Consider the following 18,441-nt stretch of genomic DNA (forward strand, 5'->3'; position numbering starts at 1 on the left):
ATGGAAAAGATCATTTACGCTCTGTGGAAAGACAGCGCGGAGGAAGACGCACGCTTCACCGCGCGGCTGCTGGGCGACATTGCGCCGCGGCTTGGAGGACTGGCGCACGCGGTGCGCGTCAATGTCCAGGACGACAGCGTCGCGAACGGCACCTCGCCGCGCATGACCTCGACCCGCCCGCAGATGGATGCCGTGGTTCAGCTCTGGCTGCCGAGCGCGAACGACCCCGAACGCGCCGCCGTCGATGCGGTCATCGCGGACGCCGCGCCGCGCCATGCCGCGTGGCTGGCGAGCGAATCCACCATTATCGCCAACACTCAGCATCCGCCGACGCCCGGTGTGCGCACCGAAGGCTTTTCGCAGATCGTCTTTCTCGGTCTGCCGCCGCGGCTGAGCTGGGACGCGTGGCGTGATGCGTGGCAGCGCCAGCATTCGGCGGTCGCGGTCGATACGCAAAGCAACTTCGAATATGTCCAGAATCTGATCGTGCGGCCGCTGAGCTATGGCGCACCCGCCTATGTCGCGATGGTCGAGGAATGCTTCCCCGCCGCCGCGCTGACCGACGAGGCGGTCTATTTCGACGCGGCGGGCGACGCCGCGCGGCTGGCGGAGAACCAGCGGCTGATGATGGAAAGCTGCGCGCGCTTCATCGATTTCGACCGGATCGACTGCATCCCGACCAGCCAGTTCGATGTTCGGCCGTTCGCCCGCTAAAGCCCCACAAATCGAAAGGATATGTCGTGCGTGATAAGGATGAATCGCTGACCTATGTCGATCCCGACGCCATCGTCCGCTCGGAGCGCGTCGAAATCGACGCCCCCGCCGCGGTGGTCTGGGAGATATTGGTCGATCTGCCCCGCTACGGCGAATGGAACCCCTTTTGCATCGCGGCGGAATCCACGCTCGCCATGGGCGCGCCGGTCAACATGACGCTCAAAAGCTATACCGAACCCGATACGGTCTTTCCCAATTGCGAATATGTCTGCGCGTTCGAGCCCGGAAAGCTGCTGTCATGGGAACTTCCCCATGCCGAAGCCTGGCCCTATCCGGCGCGGCGCGATCAGGTCATCGAGGCGCTGGGCGAGAATGCCTGCGCCTATCATTCGACCGATGCCTTTCTGGGACCCAACGGCATTCATGTGATGCGCTTTGCCGGCCCTTGGGTGAAACGCGCTTTCGACGACACCGCTTATGCGCTCAAGGCCCGCGCCGAAGCGATGTATCGGGACCGCAAAACCGCGGGGTGATCTCCGGCCTCAACCCGGACTGAAAACAGTGAAGCCGGGGGTCGCTCATTTGCGACCCCCGGCTTCACGAGATCATGGCATGCGGCTCTCTAGAATTTGAAGCCCAGCTCGACGCCAAAGCTGCGCGGATCGCCGTACATGACGCCGGCGAAGCCGAGCGAACCGAAGTCGATCCCCGAGAGCGCATAATCTTCCTTGGTCAGATTCTTGCCCCAGACCGAGATCGAAGCTTTGGCGCCGCCGACCGCGATGTCGGAGATCGATAGCCGCGCGCTCAGCAGGCCGACCCCGCCATCGGAGATTTCCTCGTTGAACGGATTGACCGGGTGCCAATAGACCTTGCTGCGATAGCTCCAGTCGGTGCGCGCGATGAATTTCCCGAAATTGCCGAGTTCGGTTTCATATTGTGCGCCGATATTGGCGGTCGTCGCGGCCGAATATTGGAACTTGGCGACATCCGAAATGTCGGTGGCGACACCGGTCATCGGATCGACGAAGGTGAATCTTTTATATTTGCGGTCGGTGTAACCGAACGACGCGTCGACGGTGAGCCCATCGGTGATCTGCGCCTGCAGCTCGGCCTCGATACCGGTGTAGGTGGCCTTCGCGGCATTCACCGTCGTGCTGGCCGCGCCGCCAGTGCCGGCGAGGAATTGCTGCACCTGAAGGTCGTCATAGATCGCGTGGAAAGCGGCGACGTTGAAGCGGACGCGGCGATCGAACAACTCGCTCTTGAACCCGATTTCATAGGACACGAGGTCCTCGGGATTGAAGCCATTATTGTCCGCCGCACGGGCGTTGAAACCGCCCGCCTTATACCCCGTGCTCACACGGGCATAAGTCATGATGTCGTCGCTCCAGTCATAGGAGATATTGGCAAGCCAGTTCAGGCGATTGAACTTGCGCGTCAGGTCGCGCGGCGCGGTCGGTGCCGGCGCCGACTGGATCAGATGCTTCTTGTCCTCGGTATAGCGAATGCCGCCGGTGATGCTCAGCCGGCTGTCGAGCGCCGCCGGTTTCCAGGTGAGCTGGCTGAACGCAGCCACCGACCGCGAGATGTGGCGATAGGACAACAATGTGTCGAGGTTGACGCCAAAGCTATTGAGGTTGACCCCCGGCGCGATCGGGATCGGCACCGGCGACGGGAGGACCAATGTGAAGCCCTGCGGATTCACCTCGGTCGCGCGCTCGCGGAAATAATAGCCGCCGAGGACATAATCAAACTCGTCGCCGATCGAGCCGATCAGGTTGAATTCTTGGCTGAACTGCTTTTGATGCCGCTCATTACTGGTGTGGAACAGGTCGATCGGGCCGATGCCCTGCGGAATGAAGGCATTGGGCGGCACCAGAATCGCCGGGCTGACGAGGAAGCCGACGAGCCCCCCATTGCCGTCGAGATCGGAGCTGTCGCTCACATTGTCCCACTTGCGATAGCCGGTGATCGAGCGCAGCGTCGCATCGCCGATCTCGAGGTTGAGCGTCAGCGAATGACCTTGCACCTTGTCATGCGCATTGCCGTCGCGATCGAGCCGGATCTGCGACAGCCGGTCCTGCGAAACCTGCGGCGCGGTGCCGCCGAACGCGGGCGAGAAGCTCAGATACTGGAGGATGTCGGGGCGGATCGCGCGCAGCTGGAACGCATTGGCGCGGCCGTTGCGGTCGCTTGAATCAAAGACATAGTCGGCGGTAAAACCGGTGCCCTTGTCAAAGCGCACCGCGGCGCGGACGGCGTCGGTGTTGCGCGCGCCCGGATCGCGCTTGTCGGACGGTTCGAGCAGATTGTCGACGGTTCCGTTGCGCTGACTGTGGTAATAGCCGAGCTTCAGCGCCAGACCGGTGTCGCCCAGTTCGCCGGTGTCGATCAGCGCCTTCACCATATATTCGTCGAAGCTGCCGTAGCCGACCTGCAGACGGCCGCCGAAATCCTTCGACGGCTTGGCCGAGATCAGGTTGACCGCGCCGCCCGTCGTGTTGCGGCCATAGAGCGTGCCCTGCGGCCCGCGGAGGATTTCGACGCGTTCGAGGTCCATCATGTCGAACAGCGCGCCCGCCGAACGGCCGACGATGACGCCGTCGACATAAAGCCCCACCGCGGGATCGGCGGTCAGGATCGGGTCGTTGTCGACGATGCCGCGGATCGAAATCGACGGGTTGGCCGTCGCCGACGGCGTTTCGGTGATGATGAGGTTGGGCGCTGCGCTGCCAAGCGCGGCGACGCTGGTGATGCCGCGCTGCTCGATCGCTTCGGCATTGATCGCACTGATCGCGAGCGGCGTGTCCTGCAGGCTCTCCGCGCGCTTCTGCGCCGTAACGATGATTTCGGTCAGCCCCTCGGACGCGGCACCCTCGGCCTGCGGCGCCTGTTCGGCCTGCTGCGCTTGCGCGGCGCTGGCCATCCAGGGCGCGATCAGCGCGATGGCGGCCATCTGCGTGCGGCGATGTGTGCGTGCCTTCATCAGTCCCATCCCTCCTGCTTGTCAATTATGGCGTATTATGCGCCACTTTTTGTCAATTTTCACATGATGCGTAATATATGCAATACATACCTACGCAAGCAGGTAATTCAACACCCCCTTTTGGGGGTGGGGGCGCGGACAAAAAAAGGGGCGGCAAAGCCGCCCCAGTTACCGCCCCTAACTCATTCAAACCCCGGGCTGTTCTTTGGGGATATGCACCCTCAGCCCGTCCAGTTCCTCGGTGATATGAATCTGGCAACTCAGCCGGCTGCCCGCTGTTACCGCGATCGCGTCGGACAGCGCATCGAGCATGATGGCCTCGTCCTCGCCCGGCGGCCCGACTCGGTCGATCCAGGCATCGTCAACATAGACGTGGCAGGTGCCACACTGGCGGACGCCGCCGCACAGCGCATCGATCCCGTCGACGAGGTTGCCGATGGCAAGATGCATGACCGCCATGCCCTCGAAGTTGGTGCAGGTCTTTTCGCTCCCGTCGGGCTGGACATAGGTGACGCGGGCCATCAGTTCGCACCCTTCGCGTGCGCGGGACATCCTGCCGCCGCCGCAACCGCATCAAGGTCGGCCGGCGCGCCCGCTGCTATGGTCCGGCGCTTGTAGCGCACCCGGCACGGTTGTTCGGGCCAATAGGTGCCGGCACCGGCGATCGGGCGCGGCGTGTCGATCAATTCCATGTCGTATCGCTGGAGCAGGATGGCGATCAGCGCCTTCATCTCCATCCGCGCGAAATTGACCCCGGCGCAGCGGTGCATGCCGCCGCCAAAGCCGATCAGGCTGTTCGATTCGACTTTGCTGTCCGCGCGTTCGGTGTTGAAGCGCTCGGGATCATAGTCGTCGGGGCGGTCGAAGATTTCGCTCATCCGGTGGCTGACCGAGGGCGCGAGCAGGATCCAGTCGCCTTCGCGAACCTGATAACCGTCGCGCTCGAAATCGGCCGCCGCCTTGCGGATCATCGTGAAGGCGACGGGATGCAGCCGCTCGGTCTCGCGCAGCGCCAGATCCATTTTCTGCATCGCGATCGCCTGTTCCCAGCTGAGATCGGCGCCCGAGGCCGAACCCAATATGGCCCCAATCTCACCCCGCAGCACATCCTGATATTCGCGGTTCTGGAGGATATCGATCATCGCCCAGCTGACCTGTCCCGCGGTCGTTTCATGCCCCGCCCAGACGAGGAGCAGGATCATGTGGATGATCAGCTCGTCGGGGATCGGGCGGCCGTCGGGATAGGTCGATGCCACCATGTCCTGGAAAAAATCAGCAGGCTCGACCGGGTTGGCGCGCCGCCGCCTGATCCAGTCGCCAAGGATTCGGTGAAGCTTTTTCTTGGCGGCCTGGCTGCGACGCATCTTCTTCGTCGGGAGCCAGAGCGGCAGGACAAATTCCATCCCGCCCGAGAAGTCGCGAAACAGCTCGAAAAATTCATGACCCAGCTTCTGCTTGAAATCGCGCCCCATGAAGCTGTGCGCCGCGATGTCCATGACGACCGGCCCCAAGGTCGAGATAAGATCGAACTCCCCGCTGTCGCCGAGGCGGTGACAGAGCGCCATCGTCTCCTCCGCCATCACCGGCACATATTGCTTCATCGCCGAAGCCTTGAAGCGCGGCATGATGACCGCGCGCTGGTTCAGATACTCCTCCATCTCGGCAAAGGAGTAGAAATTGGGCGAGAACATCTTGTGGAAGAAGGGCATCGATTCACGGATCGACAGCAGCTTGTCGGTTTCCTGAAAGACAAAGCGATTATTGTCGGGTCCGAGCATCACGACCATGTTCCGCCCGCCCATGCGGAACGAATAGATCGGACCATGTTCCTGATAGCCCCGGCGCAGCAATCCGACCGGATCCTTGAAGAAGTCTGTCAGGTGACCGAGGAGCGGAACGCCGCCGCGCATCGCGGGTGGCTGCATGGCGATTGCCGACATCGAATTTCTCCCTCTCGCGCCGGCGTCGAGGCCGGCTTGCAATCGGGTATCGCGCCGGTGCCCCGCACCGCCGAGAGGGTCGCATGATTGTAGCGAATTTTAATCCTTTCAGGATCGTCTTTCGCGACTTTTGGCGCCAAACGCGCCTGCGGTGACGTCGCGGGCGACCATCGGCAACGGGATCGGGGTCGATGCGATCAGCAAGCCGACATTGGTCTTCACCGCAGGCGGCAGCAAGGCATCGCGCGCGATCAGGTCGCGGACTTCGCGAAACAGGCTGACGAGCCGGCGTTCGAGCAAGATGCGCGAGGCATCGGACAGCTCGCCGATCTCGAATTCCCAGATCGAGCCCTTTGCCGAGAAGTCATATTGGAGAAACTCCTCCTTGACCCGCCGGTCGAAGAAACGCCGCATCGGCCCGCCGCGGCGCCAGCTGATGCTGCGCGCGGTCATCAGGCGGATGATGTTGCCGGGGAGCAACTGGATCAACCCGATGCGTTCGAGCTTCATCAGCGCCGGGATCAGCAAGGTCTGGTCGATACCATAATCCCTCTCGATCCGTTCGACAGTCCAGCCGCCGGTCGCGAGGTGAAAGCAGAAGAGCGCGAGCGGATCGTCGACCAGCGCCTGCTCCTGCGCGTCGCTGAGCATATCGGGCATCGCGGGCTGCGACGCGTCGGCAAGCCGCGCGAGTTCGAGAAAATTGATCCCGGCGAGTTCGCAGATTTCGTCGATCCGCGCGAGCGTGAAGCTGCGCTGCGCGAAGGTCCGACGAACGCTGGCGTGGCTGATGCCGAGCGCCGCCGCAACATCGGCATAGGTCAGCCCGCGCTCTTTCAGCACGCGCTTCAGCGCCTCGACCAGATAGTTGGACTGGCTGCCCAGCCCCGCTTTCGTCGTCATCATGACCCTCCAAATTCTACGCAAATCAGCATAATTTTTACAATACGACTTGCCTATGCGTTTTTCCATGCACAAACATGATGGCGATACGCATGGGAGAAATGATGATGTCCAGTGGAGGGAAGATGGGATCGCTGCAAATGTTGCTGGACCAACGGACGATCGAGCAAGTCTACATTCGTTATTGCGAAATCGTCGACACCAAACACTTCGACGATCTGCACGAGGTGTTCACGGAAGATGCGACAGGCGACTATACGCAAGCGCTGGGTCCGGGCGTCATCAGCCCTGACCGCGCCAGCCTGATCGCCTCGATGCACGCGAACCTTGGCACCGATTCGAATTGCGGGCCGACGCATCACAATGTCGGCAATTTCCGCATCACCATCGACGGCGACACCGCGGCGGCCAAGGTCCATTATTATGCCGAACATCTCGGCCAAGGCGACTATCCCGGCGAGCAATATTCGATGTGGGGCCAATATGACGACGAACTGGTCCGCACAGACAAAGGCTGGCGGGTCAGCAAGCGCATCTACACCTGCGCGATCAAGCGCGGAACGGCGGTGACAAGCGCGCGAGTCCCAAGTTCGCTTTGCTAGATCACCCTGCCCTCGAATCCGCAGAAACTGTGACAGAGCCGCGCATCGACGATGCGGTCGGGACATTCGGGGTCGAACCAGCGATCGATCCGCGCCCAGTGATAGGGGTGCATCATATAGGGGCCCATCAGCCCGCCGGCGTCGGCATATTCCTGTTCCCAGACGTGCGTCCAGCGGCGCGCGCCGATCGCCTCGTCGGCGCGGCTCAACTGCCAGCCCCGGATCGCGGCGATATAATATGGCATCATCCGCGTTTCCGCCTCGAAGCGCTCGACAAGGGCGGGGTCGGTGCCTTCATCGACGCTGAGCAGCAGCACGCGATAGATGCCGTTCGCAAGCTCGGGACCGGACTTCCCACATTCCTCGCTCCGATAGGCGACGCCGTCGACCGAGGCGACCGCGGGCGCGGCGAGCAGCGGCGCGAGCGCGGCGTCAAAATCGGCGCGCTTCGCGGCATCGTCGAACGCGAAATGCGCGAGGAGGTCGCCGCCGAAATGGCTGCCGGCCAAGGTGGGTGCGACCAGCTGGCGATAGGCGGAGTGCGCCGTAGCCAGCGCGTGTATCTCATCGGCCAACGCCGACACACTCGCGGGATCGGACAGGGTGACGAGCCGGGTCAGCTTATACATCGCAGAGCCTTTCGATATCGGCAGGGTCCGAGGCGAAGAAACGCCGGCGACTGACCGCGCGCGCGTCGGCATCGGCCCACCAGGCGGCGACGTCGGGGTCGTTGCCGCCGACAAAGCGCATTTGCCACCACGCCTCCGCGCCGGCGAGCGACCAGCGAAAGACGAGTGTGTTCGACTGATCGTCGAGCCACATCGGCGGGCTGACAAGGATCTGTTCCAAAGTCATCCCGCGCGCCCGAGCGCCGGGTGCATAGCGCGCCAGATAGTCGCCAAGCAGCGCCTTGCCCTCGCCGGGCTTCGCGACGATCTCGTCGATCGCATGGACCATCGGCGCTGCCGCGGTGCCATCAGTCGCCATGGGATGCCACCTCCAGGATGATCTTGCCGCGGACATGCTGTCCTTCGATGCGGCGATGCGCCTCGGCGGCTTCGCCGAGCGGCAGGATCTCGATTGCGGGCGGCTTCACCCCGCCCGCGGCGCATAGTGCGGCCAGTTCCTTCAGATGCTGCGGCAGGCGGATGACGGCGTTCATGTTCGACAGGATGCTCACCCCGTTCGCCGCGGCATGCGCAACCTCATCGGCGCTCGCCTGCGACACCAAAGTCGCGATTTCGACATAGCGGCCGCCCGGCGCGACAATATCGGCGGCGGACGGAAGCAGGCTGTCGAGCCCGACCGCATCGAGAACGAGATCAACGCCGCCCGGCGCCCATTGGCGTACCGCCTGCGCGACATCGCCAGCGCGATAGTCGATCGCATGGCCGGCTCCGAAACCCGTGACATAGGCGATATTGTCGGGGCCGCAGGTGGTCGCGACGCGCGCACCAAGCGCGTGCGCGATCTGGATGCCGAGGCTGCCGACGCCGCCCGCACCACCGTTGATAAGCACGGTCTGCCCCGCCGACAATCCGCCGACATCGGCAAGCCCGCCATACGCCGTCGTCCCCGCGACCGGAAGCCCGGCCGCCTGCGCGAAGCTCCACCCGCGCGGCAAAGGCGCAACAAAGGCCGCGTCGGCGATGCAATATTCGGCATAGGAGCCATCGCGCCCCTGCCCCTGTTTCGACATGCCGAAGACGCGGTCGCCGGGACCGAAGGCATCGACACCCTCGCCCACCGCCTCGACAATGCCGGCGAAGTCGAAACCGAGCACGAACGGAAAATGATAGTCGATATAGGCCGACAGCTTGCCGACCCGCGTTTTCCAGTCGGCGGGATTGACCCCGGCGCAGATCACCCGGACCAGCACCTCGCCCGCGCCGGCTTCGGGCGTGGGCAACTCGCCCCAGACAAGCTGTTCGGGACCGCCGAACCCGTTGATCACCATCGCGCGCATGCCGTTCTCCTTATCGACCGATGGCAAAGGGTCCGGCCGCGCCATGCGGCCGAACCCTGCCCCGTCAGCGCCGGAAGCTGAGCGTGGCCCAGTAACGGCGCGGTTCATTATAATAGCCCTCGACAAAGCCGAAGCTGGTCGAGGCGTCATAGCCCGCCGTCAGCACGCGCTTGTCGGTGATATTGTCGACCGCGAGGCGAAGCGACAGCCCCTTGGCGGGCAGCGTGAATTCGGCGCTGGCGTTCAGGATCGCATGATCGGGTGCGCGCATCAGCGGCGAATTCTCGACATCGATCCAGGTGAGGCTGCGGTAGGCGGCGTCGAGGCGGAAGCTCGCATCGACGCGGTCCGACAGCGCGGTCGAATAGACGATGCTGCCGCTCGCGGTGAGATCGGGCGCCTGCTTGGGATTGCGGAAGCTGACGTCGGTCGGAACGCCGCCGATCACCGAGGTGTAGCGCAGATATTTCGCATCGAGATAGCCGAAGGCGCCGCTGAGCCGCAGTTCGCGCGAGACGCGGACGTCGGCTTCGAGTTCGATCCCCTGGATCCGCGACTTGCCGGCATTGTCGGTGCGCACCACGATCAGCCCGGTGTTCGGGCTGACCGTCGAGATCAGCAGTTGCTGATCCTTGTAATCGTTGCGGAAGGCCGAGAGATTCAGCGTGACGAGCCCGCCGAGCGTGGTCTTGAGCCCGGCCTCATATGCCGTCAGATATTCGGGATCGTAGGAGCCGATTTCCTCGACCGACGTCGGCCGCCCGTTGAAGCCGCCGCTGCGGAACCCCCGCGACCACGAGACATAGCCGAGGATGTCGGGGGTGAATTTATACGAGAGCGACGCGCGCGGCGTGAATGCCTTCCAGTCCTCGCTCAGCCTGTACGAAGGCATGCCCGCGAGCAGCGGCTGCTGGCTGTAGATCCGCATCGCGGCCTGATCCCAGACCTTCTTTTCCCACGTGTAGCGCGCCCCGACTTCGAGCGTCAGCGCATCGGTGACATCGAAAGTGGCGTTGCCGAACAGCGCAAAATTGGTCGTCTTCTGGCGGTTGGCGAAGTCGATGTTGAAATCGAGCGCGGTCGCCAGCGCGGGATCGAAACCCGCCGCGATCAGGCGCGGATAAAGCCCGTCGGCGACGTAGAGCAGGGTATCGTCGCGCGATTTTTCGCGGAAATAATAGGCACCGAGGAGCAGCGTGCCGCGATCGAACAGGCTGGTCGCATATTGCAGTTCCTGCGAGATCTGGCGCGCGCTCTCGTCATGAATGTCGCCCGCATAATTGACCGCCGCCGACGCATCGCCGTCGCGCCCAAAGATCGCATGGACCCAGCGATAGGCACTGATCGACTTCAAAGTGCCAGCGCCGAGATCGGCCGAGAGCGTCAGCGTCGCGTTAGCGGCATCGGTATCGTCGCGGTTGAGGAAGTCGGTGGTGTCGGTGCGGTTGATGCTGCCGGGCGCAGTGCAGCACGGCGCGATGAAGCCCGATTGCAGCCCCGAGAAGAAGGTCGGGGTGAAGGACAGCATGCTGTGCGGCGTGCTGTTCTGACGGCGGCGCAGCCCGTCGACGGTCAGCACCGCATCGATCGGCGACGCGTCATAATGCAGCGTCAGCCGACCCGCCTGGACATTGCGATTGCCGAGATTCTTGCCTGAGGGGACTTTCTGCCAACCCTCGCCCCATTCGCCGAGCGCGGCGACGCCGATCGCGAGATTGTCCGTCAGCCCCGCCTCGACATTGGCGCGCAGCCGGAGATCGTTGAAAGAGCCGTAGCGGACGTCGCCTTCGAGCCGGTCACCCGTCGGCACGCGCGAGACGACACTGATCGCGCCGCCGATCGTATTTTTTCCAAACAGCGACCCTTGCGGCCCGCGCAGCACTTCGATCCGGTCGATGCCCAGAAGCTCGGTGGTCGCGCCAAAGCTTCGCGCGACATAGACGCCGTCGATATAGAGCGCGACCGCGGGATCGGAGGTGATGATGAAGTCATTCTCGCCGACGCCGCGGATGAACGCCGAGACGCCGCCGCTGTTGCCGCCCTGCCCCGGCGTGAACTGGAGGTTTGGCGCGACCTGGCCGACGTCGGTGACGCCGTCGAAGCCGCGCGAGTCGAGCTGCGCGCCGCCGATCGCGGTGATCGCAATCGGCACGTCCTGCAGCTTTTCCTCGCGCCGGCGCGCGGTGACGACGATTTCGGTGGATTCGGCTTCGCTCGCCGTGTCCTCGGCGGCGGGCGCCTGCTCCTGCGCAAGAAGCGGATGCGCCGCGACGAGCGCCGCCAGCGCAACCGAAGTGCGCGCGAAATGCCTGTAATATTTCATAATTGCCCCTCTGCGACCCGGATCATCTCCGGGATGATGCTTCTCTTATGCATCGCAAATGACATTCCATAGAACGCATTTCAACATCAAATGACATTCTTATATATATTATGCGTTTATCTGTCAGGGCTTTTTGTCGCATTTCATGGCCTTACGCCAAGGCCGCCCCGCGACGCTACTCACCGGGCGGTACGCAAACCGCTATTGTGCAGCGACCGCGGCCTGCGCCCTGAAATGCGGGATCACATGGGTTCCGATGTTGCGGATCGTTTCCAGGATCACGTCGTGCGGCACCGCGCCCATCTGGAAGAGGAAGAGGATTTCGTCGGCCCCCGCGTCGAACAGCCGCTGGACGTAGCGGATGCAGTCGTCGGGGGTGCCATAGGCGTCCTGCACTTCTTCATAAGCCCCGGTATGTTCGGAGCCGATGGTGATCTTTTCCTCGGACAAATAGGCGACGACCGCCGCCTTTTCCTGCTGGAGGATCGCCGCCTGTTCATCGCCCGACAAATCTTCGACCGTCGGCTTGGGGCCGCCCTGATACCAGTATCCCAGCGATTCGACGAAGAAGCGCTGCCCGCGCAGACCGATTTTTCGCGCCTTTTCGCGGTCGTCGAGCACCAGCGCAGGACAGAGCGCCGCAAGATGCTCGGTCGGGCGAAAGCCGACCTGATCCTTGGCCTTGCGGCTCGCCCAGGCGGCGCGATAAATCGCATTCTTGCTCGCGATGTCGTCGGGCCCCGCAAAGCCGAGCACCAGCGCGCCGATGCCGCGCGCGCCCGCGGTGGTCAGCGCGTCGGCGCGCGTGCACGCCATATAGAGCGGCGGGTGCGGGTCCTGATACGGTTTGGGATGGATTGGGCGGCGCGGGATCTGAATATACTCGCCATCATGTTCGATCTCGTCCTGCACCATGATTTTCGGGATCAGCTACATCGATTCATCGATCATCGGCTGAAGAGCGCCAAGGTCATAGCCGAAGGTTCCCGCCTCCTGCTGCGTGCCGCCCTTGCCCATGCCGAAATGGACGCGGCCTTTCGATAGAATATCGAGCGTCGCGATGCGTTCGGCGACCTTGACCGGATGGTTCATCGCCGGCGGCAGACAGACGACGCCGTGCCCGATGCCAAGCCGCGTCGTCTTGCCGGCAAGAAAGGCGAGGAAGGTCTCGGGCGCCGACATATGCGCATATTGGGTGAGCGCGGTGTGCTCGACCGCCCAGACGGTGTCGAAGCCCATCGCCTCGGCGAGCAGCGATTGCTCGACGATCTCGTGGAAACAGCGCGCTTCGTTCGCGCGCGAAGTGTCCACCATCTGCGCTTCGTAAATGATCGAGAATTTCATGGCTGTCCGATCCTCTCCGTCATGCCGCGTTTTTTGCGAGCATAAGGCGCCCGTTCGCACCCGCTCCTCGTCCAATTGGATCAATTCGCCTGCCCCCGCCGGTGCTACGAAATCGGGCAACGACGGATGGAGAGAGGATCGAGATGGGCATGTTCGAGGGCAAGGTCGCGCTGGTGACCGGCGGCGCTTCGGGAATCGGCGTGGCGGCATCGCTGCGCTTCGCCGAAGAGGGCGCCGCGGTGATCGTGGCCGACATCAACGAAGCCGGCGCCGAAGCGATCGCCGAAAAGATACGCGCCGCCGGCGGCCGCGCGCGCGCCATCCGCTGCGACGTCAGCAGTGAGGCGGACAATGCGGCGATGGTCGCCGCGGCAAAGCAGGAGTTCGGCCGGCTCGACGCCGCCTTCCTGAACGCCGGCGCCTATGCACAGATTGTCTTCGAGGACACCGACGCGGCGACGCTCGACAGCATGATCGCGATCAACCTGAAGGGTGCATTTCTCGGCCTGCAGGCGGTGCTGCCCGCGCTCGAACCGGGCGGCGCCGCGGTGGTGACCGCCTCGACCTCGGGCATGATCGGCCTCAACGTCGCCGCGGCCTACAGCGCCGCGAAGCATGGCGTGATCGGCGCGGTGCGTTCAGCCTCGCAAAGCTTCGCGCGGCGCGGACTTCGGGTCAACGCGATCTGCCCCGGTCCCGTCGCGACCGCGATCCTCGGCGTGACCGAACAGGCACCGATCCAGCCCGCCGACGCGCTCGCGCTCCCGGCGGATGGCCTGCTCCTGCCGCAGCATATCGCCGAACTCGCCCTGTTCCTGGCCAGCCCGCGCTCGGGCGGGATCAACGGCCAGGAAATTATCGCCGATGCGGGCTTCCTCGCCAGCTACCCGCCGATGCCCGAATGAGCCGGAGGGCGCGTCAGTCGCGCTCGACGCGGATGCGGCTGAGCCGGGTCCTGGCGATCAGCCAGCGCCCGCGCGCCTTGCGATAACAGTCGTGATAATGTCCGAAACCGTGGCGCGAGCGACCGGCAAGGTCGCTCCCCTCGCCCGCCCAGAAATGGTCGTCCATCGCCCATATGCCCTCGGCGTCGCGCGCGCCGGTGAAGCGGATTTCGAAGCTGTGGACATGATGGACCGTCGTGGCATGTTCGAGCGTCGCGGCGACCCCTGCGACAAAGGCGTCGGCGCCGTTGGTCAGCAATCCTTCGTCGGTTTCACCCGGCATTTCGCGAAAGTCGCCGATCATGTCCTCGGTCAGCAAGCTGCGCAGCAGCGTCCAGTCCTTGGTGTCGAGCGCGCGCACATAACGCGCCTTGAGCAACCTTATCTCCTCGATCGCAGCGAGGTTGACGGCTTCGGTCATCATCTATTCCCCTCCCAGGAAGGCGGCTCGATAGGCCGCGAAACGCTGTTCTACATCGGAGCGGACCAAGCCGAAATCCTCAAGCGCATATTTATGCGGCGCGCGATCCTCGCGCTTGTTCGCTTCGGTCCATTCGGCCATGCCCGCGCGCACCGCGTCGGTGACGTCGATCCCCGCAGCCTCGAGCACGCGCACGCCCTCACCGATCGGATCGCCCAGCAGATCGGCGTAGCGGACATCGATGAAATTCTGTCCCGCGACCTCGCCGCGGACCGCCATGAAACGGTCGAGCAGCTCGGCGAGCCGCGGTACCCAGAAGGCGGCGACGCTCGCCGGATCGACGCGGTCGGACACCATCTGGTAAAGACTGTGCTCCATGCTGCAATAGCTCGGCACCGTCGCGACCGGATCGCGGTGGGTCATCACGATCTTCGCCTCCGGGAAGACTTCGATCACCGCATCGAGCGCAAGCAGATGACCCGGGGTCTTGAGCACCCATTTCGCCCCCGCGCGGCTCTGGTCCTGCCATTGCAGCGACTGGAGGATCTGCTTGAGGTCGCGGTAGCATTGGACGCGGTCGTTTTCGGTCAGCCAGCGCGCATAGCCGGGGACATGATAGGTCCCCTCGATCATTGTGCTCGAATAGAGCTGGCCGAGGATGATGAGTTCCTCGTCGGGCTGGTCGATGCTCATCGGATGGATCGACATGAGGTCGGGGATGGTGGCGAGCATATAGTCGAGGAAGCCGCGGGCGGCTTCGCGGCGCGGTTCGGGATCGCCGCGCACTTCGCCTGGAAAGGGCGCGTAATTCTGCGTCTCGAACCAGCGCGTGCCGGTCATTCCCGGGGCCGACGCGAGCATCCGGTGCAGCATCGTGCTGCCGGTGCGTGGCAGCCCGACGACCACGGCCGCGACCTCGACCTCCTCGCCGAGAATCTCGGGGTGGCGCTTGATGAGGTCGATATGGCGCAGGCGGTTGACGAGGCCGTTCACGATCATCGCCGAGGCGCTCGCAACGCCCGCTTCGCTGAGCCGGGCTTCGGCATTGAGCGCGGGGATCAGCGCGTCGATATTGGCGAAGAACCAGGTATCGCCGAAATCCGAAAGCCCCGCCTGCTCGCACGCTCGCGCCACCAGCACGTCGCGATTCGGCACTTGGCCAATTGCCTCTTTCACGGCACATCCTCTCTGCATTATGATAGCAATTTTATGTATGACATACGATATTCGTATTCACACATGCTATCATCTACGCAGAAAGAAGCAACACCCTTAGGTGCTGGAGCCACCCAATTCGGTCATTCCGGCGTGGAGCAGGTGGACGAGCTGCGACTGGCGCCGGGCGCCGGTCTTGGCGAAGATCGAGCGCAGGTGCGAGCGCGCGGTGTTGTGCGCGATGCCCAGCCGGTCGGCGGCTTCGACGAGCGAACCGCCACCGGCAAGCGCCGCGGCCAGCATCGCCTCCATCCGCGTCAGCTGGAACAGGTCGCGGATCGCTTCGGGATCGGGCGCCGCATCCTGCCCCGGATCGCTGATGAACAAGGCGAGCGCGGCACCCTTGCCGCCGCGCATGAAGGCCGGCGTCGTCACCGCCTTGGCGACGACGCCCAGGTCGCGCCGCCCCGAGGGCCGCTCAATTCGGAAGCGCTGCGGCGGCGCGGCGGCGGGGTCGGCCTCCGCGCTGAGCAATTTGAGCAGTTTTTCGAGCGTGCGGTGCGCGCTGCCCGCCGCCAGCCGGAGCCGCCCGCCCGCCAGCGTCAGCCCGTCTTCCTCGGCCAGCAGCCGCTCGGCGACCGCGTTGGTGCGGATCACCTTTCCGTCGTGGTCGAGGGTGATCGCCGCGACGCCCATCTGTTCGACAACGCCGCGATAGACGCCATGCTCGGCGCCCGACGCCTGCAACCGTTCGAACAGCTGGATGGCATGGCGCAGATGCGGAACGAGCGCCTGCAACGCATCGCGCTCGGCGGCGCCGAAATCGTGACGGCTGCGGTCGCGTGTCACGCGAAGCCGCGCCTCGAACCCGCTGTCGAAACGCAGGTCGACGCCCAGAATCTGGTCGCCCCCCGCGGCTTCGAGGAAGTCGCGCCAGAAATCGCTCGTGCGCGCCGCGCCCTGCACAAAGTCGCTGAACGACAGGACCTTGCCTTCGGGCAGCCCCTTGAACGGGTCGCTGGCAAAGAAGCTTTCGGCATAGTCTTCGCTGGTTTGCGGATCGGCGTCGGGGGTGACGATCGTCCCGGGCTTGCGCGTGCCCGGCATCGTCAGGATCAACGTCGCGTAGGTGCCGTCGAGATGGAGCGCGAGACCGCGCAGGAAATCCTCCCACGGCGTGTCCGTCAGCAAGCCGCCGAACAGGTCGGCGAGCAGCTTCGAAAATTCCGCGGTCGGTCCGCCTGCCTTCACCATCGCACCTTCATTTCCATCCATTCCATCCCACAAGCCGGAGAGTTTTGCCATGCCCATTGATCCCGCCCTCGCGCCGTTGCTCGATATGATGAACGCGCTGCCGCATTTGAACGCGCCCTTCGATCCCGCCGCGCTGCGGCTGGCCGACGAACAGCCGATGCCCGTTCCCAAGGCCGGCGTCGCCGAGGTCCGCGACGTCACGCTCGATACCAGCGCGGGAGCCGTGAACGCGCGCCTTTATCATCCCATGCCCGGAACGACGCTGCCGCTGCTCGTCTTCATCCACGGCGGCGGCTGGGTGTTCGGAACGCTCGACACCCATGATCCGCTGTGCCGCGCGCTCGCCGCGGCCGCCGAGATCGCGGTGCTCTCGCTCGAATATCCGCGCGCGCCAGAGCATCGCTATCCGGCCGCGCTCGACACCGTTCGCGCCGCCGTCGTGACCGCGGTCGAACAGGCCGACACCCTCGGCATCGACGCCGGCCGGATCGCGGTCGGCGGTGACAGCGCCGGCGGCAATTTGTCCGCCGCATTGTGCCTCGCCACCCGCGACGAGGGCGGCCCGGCTATCGCGCACCAGCTGCTTCTCTATCCCGTCATCGACAATGACTTCACCCGCGCCTCCTATGTCGAGAACGCCACCGGCTATATGCTGAGCAGCGAAATGATGCAGTGGTTCTGGGCCCAATATCTGGGCGACGCCAGCCGCGACGCCGGCGCGCTTGCGACCCCGATCCGCGCCGACAGCCTCGCCGGCCTGCCGTCGGCGACGATCGTCACCGCCGAGTTCGATCCGCTGCGCGACGAAGGCACCGCCTATGCCGAGCGACTGAAGGCGGCGGGCGTGGCGGTGACGCACGATCATTTCCCCGGCGTGATCCACGGCTTTGCCAGCATGCTGGGCATGCTGCCGCAGGCCGACGTCGCGGTGGGAACGGCGGCCCGGGGATTGCGGGCCGCCTTCGCGATGGAAGCCGCGGCGTAACGGCGGCGGCGGGGTCGGCGCCGTCGCGTCAGACCCCGTAACCGCCCGCGACCGCAATCTGCTGGCCTGTGATGTAGGCAGCTTTGGACGAGGCAAGGAAGACAGCGGCATGACCGATTTCCTCGGGACGACCCCAGCGCTTGATCGCGAGGTTCTTGTGAACCTCGGCTGTCCATGCGTCGTCGAACACGCCCTGTTTCGACAGCTCGAGAAACATGCCGGCCTCGATCACGCCGACGAGGATGGAGTTGGCGCGGATGCCATGCTTTCCCTCCTCGCGCGCGATGCCCCGGACCAGCGCTTCGTTCGCGGCCTTGGGCGCGACCGACAGGCCGTCCTTGTCAGGCCAGCGCAGGTCGCCCGCCGAACCCAGATGAACGAACGAGCCGCCACCCTGCTCGCGCATATGCGGAAGGATGCGATGCACCGCGCCGAAAAAGCCGTGGACCTCGACGTCGATCGCACGGCGCCATTGTTCGGGGGTTGTATCGGCGAGATGGACCTGCGCGACCAGCGGGCCGGCGCCCCACAGCATGGTGTGGATGCGCCCGTGCGCGGCGACGGCGCCCGCGATGGTCGCGGCCAGCGCCGCCTCGTCGGTGACGTCGCACTGATGCAGGCTCGCCTTGCGCCCCGACGCCTCGATACGCTCGGCCAGCGCCTCGGCCTCCGCCTGTTTCGAGCGCCATGCGATCGCGACGTCGCTCCCCGCCGCCGCGAATTCACCGGCAACCGCCGCGCCGATGCCACCGGTCGCACCGAAAATCAGCGTCGCGCCCTCGGGAAACTGCGAACCTTCACCCATCTTCACCCTCCTTGAACCACAAAATATTGCATAACGTCGACAATAGTGAGATATATTATCGAAATGCGATGACATCGCAAGTTTTCAAAACGCATA

At 64.3% G+C, this 18,441-nt stretch carries 17 protein-coding genes and 1 pseudogene; 5 read left to right on the forward strand and 13 right to left on the reverse strand.

Translation table 11 applies throughout. The annotated features are described in order from the left end of the window. On the forward strand, window positions 1-714 hold the full coding sequence (locus ATE70_RS16895) for an EthD domain-containing protein (RefSeq protein ID WP_058539016.1): 714 nt from the start codon (window positions 1-3) through the stop codon (window positions 712-714). 26 nt (window positions 715-740) lie between these two features. Further along, on the forward strand, window positions 741-1,247 hold the full coding sequence (locus tag ATE70_RS16900) for an SRPBCC domain-containing protein (RefSeq protein ID WP_197411498.1): 507 nt from the start codon (window positions 741-743) through the stop codon (window positions 1,245-1,247). A gap of 89 nt (window positions 1,248-1,336) precedes the next feature. On the opposite strand, the gene ATE70_RS16905 is transcribed toward ATE70_RS16900, so the two are convergent. From ATE70_RS16905 to ATE70_RS16920, 4 genes are all read right to left on the reverse strand, one after another. Next, window positions 1,337-3,703, reverse strand: coding sequence for a TonB-dependent receptor (locus ATE70_RS16905; protein ID WP_058539100.1), 2,367 nt, complete (start codon window positions 3,701-3,703; stop codon window positions 1,337-1,339). A 186-nt stretch (window positions 3,704-3,889) separates the two neighbouring features. Continuing rightward, on the reverse strand, window positions 3,890-4,225 hold the full coding sequence (locus ATE70_RS16910; protein ID WP_058539017.1) for a 2Fe-2S iron-sulfur cluster-binding protein: 336 nt from the start codon (window positions 4,223-4,225) through the stop codon (window positions 3,890-3,892). Continuing rightward, window positions 4,225-5,643, reverse strand: coding sequence for a cytochrome P450 (locus ATE70_RS16915; RefSeq protein WP_058539018.1), 1,419 nt, complete (start codon window positions 5,641-5,643; stop codon window positions 4,225-4,227). Before ATE70_RS16915 ends, ATE70_RS16910 begins: the two co-directional genes overlap by 1 nt. A 108-nt stretch (window positions 5,644-5,751) precedes the next feature. Continuing rightward, window positions 5,752-6,549, reverse strand: a complete 798-nt coding sequence (locus tag ATE70_RS16920) for a helix-turn-helix domain-containing protein (protein WP_058539019.1) — start codon at window positions 6,547-6,549, stop codon at window positions 5,752-5,754. A gap of 137 nt (window positions 6,550-6,686) precedes the next feature. On the opposite strand from ATE70_RS16920, the gene ATE70_RS16925 reads away from it, so the two are divergent. After that, window positions 6,687-7,148 carry a nuclear transport factor 2 family protein gene (locus ATE70_RS16925; protein ID WP_231732778.1) on the forward strand — a complete coding sequence of 154 codons (462 nt, stop codon included), beginning with the start codon at window positions 6,687-6,689 and terminating at the stop codon, window positions 7,146-7,148. Here the strand turns inward: ATE70_RS16925 and ATE70_RS16930 are convergent. The 5 genes and pseudogenes from ATE70_RS16930 to ATE70_RS16950 all read right to left on the reverse strand — a co-directional run bounded on the left by ATE70_RS16930 (window position 7,145) and on the right by ATE70_RS16950 (window position 12,781). After that, window positions 7,145-7,777, reverse strand: coding sequence for a Dabb family protein (locus ATE70_RS16930; protein WP_058539020.1), 633 nt, complete (start codon window positions 7,775-7,777; stop codon window positions 7,145-7,147). The genes ATE70_RS16925 and ATE70_RS16930 overlap by 4 nt on opposite strands. Further along, entirely contained in the window at window positions 7,770-8,135 is a 366-nt protein-coding gene (locus ATE70_RS16935; RefSeq protein ID WP_058539021.1) for a hypothetical protein, read from the reverse strand. The genes ATE70_RS16930 and ATE70_RS16935 overlap by 8 nt, the downstream gene beginning before the upstream one ends. Next, window positions 8,125-9,114: a quinone oxidoreductase family protein gene (locus ATE70_RS16940; RefSeq protein ID WP_231732779.1), complete on the reverse strand. Its 990-nt coding sequence runs from the start codon at window positions 9,112-9,114 to the stop codon at window positions 8,125-8,127. The genes ATE70_RS16935 and ATE70_RS16940 overlap by 11 nt, the downstream gene beginning before the upstream one ends. Before the next feature lie 64 nt (window positions 9,115-9,178). Then, window positions 9,179-11,437: a TonB-dependent receptor gene (locus tag ATE70_RS16945; protein ID WP_058539022.1), complete on the reverse strand. Its 2,259-nt coding sequence runs from the start codon at window positions 11,435-11,437 to the stop codon at window positions 9,179-9,181. A gap of 201 nt (window positions 11,438-11,638) precedes the next feature. After that, window positions 11,639-12,781, reverse strand: a pseudogene (locus ATE70_RS16950) (LLM class flavin-dependent oxidoreductase). A gap of 143 nt (window positions 12,782-12,924) precedes the next feature. Here ATE70_RS16950 and ATE70_RS16955 point away from each other — a divergent pair. Beyond that, window positions 12,925-13,686, forward strand: a complete 762-nt coding sequence (locus ATE70_RS16955; protein WP_058539023.1) for an SDR family NAD(P)-dependent oxidoreductase — start codon at window positions 12,925-12,927, stop codon at window positions 13,684-13,686. Between the two features lie 13 nt (window positions 13,687-13,699). Here the strand turns inward: ATE70_RS16955 and ATE70_RS16960 are convergent, their stop codons facing one another. The 3 genes from ATE70_RS16960 to ATE70_RS16970 form a co-directional block, all read right to left on the reverse strand. Beyond that, window positions 13,700-14,149, reverse strand: coding sequence for a nuclear transport factor 2 family protein (locus ATE70_RS16960; RefSeq protein ID WP_058539024.1), 450 nt, complete (start codon window positions 14,147-14,149; stop codon window positions 13,700-13,702). Then, entirely contained in the window at window positions 14,150-15,322 is a 1,173-nt protein-coding gene (locus tag ATE70_RS16965; RefSeq protein WP_231732911.1) for a sulfotransferase family protein, read from the reverse strand. It lies immediately after the preceding gene. 96 nt (window positions 15,323-15,418) lie between these two features. Then, window positions 15,419-16,606 carry a helix-turn-helix transcriptional regulator gene (locus ATE70_RS16970; protein WP_231732781.1) on the reverse strand — a complete coding sequence of 396 codons (1,188 nt, stop codon included), beginning with the start codon at window positions 16,604-16,606 and terminating at the stop codon, window positions 15,419-15,421. Here ATE70_RS16970 and ATE70_RS16975 point away from each other — a divergent pair. Beyond that, entirely contained in the window at window positions 16,605-17,540 is a 936-nt protein-coding gene (locus tag ATE70_RS16975) for an alpha/beta hydrolase (RefSeq protein ID WP_058539025.1), read from the forward strand. The two genes, ATE70_RS16970 and ATE70_RS16975, sit on opposite strands and share 2 nt — an antisense overlap. A 28-nt stretch (window positions 17,541-17,568) precedes the next feature. Here ATE70_RS16975 and ATE70_RS16980 read toward each other — a convergent pair whose 3' ends face one another. Continuing rightward, complete coding sequence (locus ATE70_RS16980) at window positions 17,569-18,345, reverse strand: SDR family NAD(P)-dependent oxidoreductase (protein WP_058539026.1); 777 nt, start codon at window positions 18,343-18,345, stop codon at window positions 17,569-17,571. Window positions 18,346-18,441: the final 96 nt, after the last annotated feature.

Origin of the sequence: Sphingopyxis sp. H053, from assembly GCF_001468225.1 — a bacterium.
Lineage (GTDB): Bacteria > Pseudomonadota > Alphaproteobacteria > Sphingomonadales > Sphingomonadaceae > Sphingopyxis.

Coding starts and splice junctions, on each gene's coding strand:
- ATE70_RS16895 (WP_058539016.1), top strand. CDS start 1: ATGGAAAAGATCATTTACGCTCTGTGGAAAGACAGCGCGGAGGAAGAC.
- ATE70_RS16905 (WP_058539100.1), bottom strand. CDS start 3,703: ATGAAGGCACGCACACATCGCCGCACGCAGATGGCCGCCATCGCGCTG.
- ATE70_RS16910 (WP_058539017.1), bottom strand. CDS start 4,225: ATGGCCCGCGTCACCTATGTCCAGCCCGACGGGAGCGAAAAGACCTGC.
- ATE70_RS16915 (WP_058539018.1), bottom strand. CDS start 5,643: ATGTCGGCAATCGCCATGCAGCCACCCGCGATGCGCGGCGGCGTTCCG.
- ATE70_RS16920 (WP_058539019.1), bottom strand. CDS start 6,549: ATGATGACGACGAAAGCGGGGCTGGGCAGCCAGTCCAACTATCTGGTC.
- ATE70_RS16925 (WP_231732778.1), top strand. CDS start 6,687: ATGTTGCTGGACCAACGGACGATCGAGCAAGTCTACATTCGTTATTGC.
- ATE70_RS16930 (WP_058539020.1), bottom strand. CDS start 7,777: ATGTATAAGCTGACCCGGCTCGTCACCCTGTCCGATCCCGCGAGTGTG.
- ATE70_RS16935 (WP_058539021.1), bottom strand. CDS start 8,135: ATGGCGACTGATGGCACCGCGGCAGCGCCGATGGTCCATGCGATCGAC.
- ATE70_RS16940 (WP_231732779.1), bottom strand. CDS start 9,114: ATGCGCGCGATGGTGATCAACGGGTTCGGCGGTCCCGAACAGCTTGTC.
- ATE70_RS16945 (WP_058539022.1), bottom strand. CDS start 11,437: ATGAAATATTACAGGCATTTCGCGCGCACTTCGGTTGCGCTGGCGGCG.
- ATE70_RS16955 (WP_058539023.1), top strand. CDS start 12,925: ATGGGCATGTTCGAGGGCAAGGTCGCGCTGGTGACCGGCGGCGCTTCG.
- ATE70_RS16960 (WP_058539024.1), bottom strand. CDS start 14,149: ATGATGACCGAAGCCGTCAACCTCGCTGCGATCGAGGAGATAAGGTTG.
- ATE70_RS16975 (WP_058539025.1), top strand. CDS start 16,605: ATGCCCATTGATCCCGCCCTCGCGCCGTTGCTCGATATGATGAACGCG.
- ATE70_RS16970 (WP_231732781.1), bottom strand. CDS start 16,606: ATGGCAAAACTCTCCGGCTTGTGGGATGGAATGGATGGAAATGAAGGT.
- ATE70_RS16980 (WP_058539026.1), bottom strand. CDS start 18,345: ATGGGTGAAGGTTCGCAGTTTCCCGAGGGCGCGACGCTGATTTTCGGT.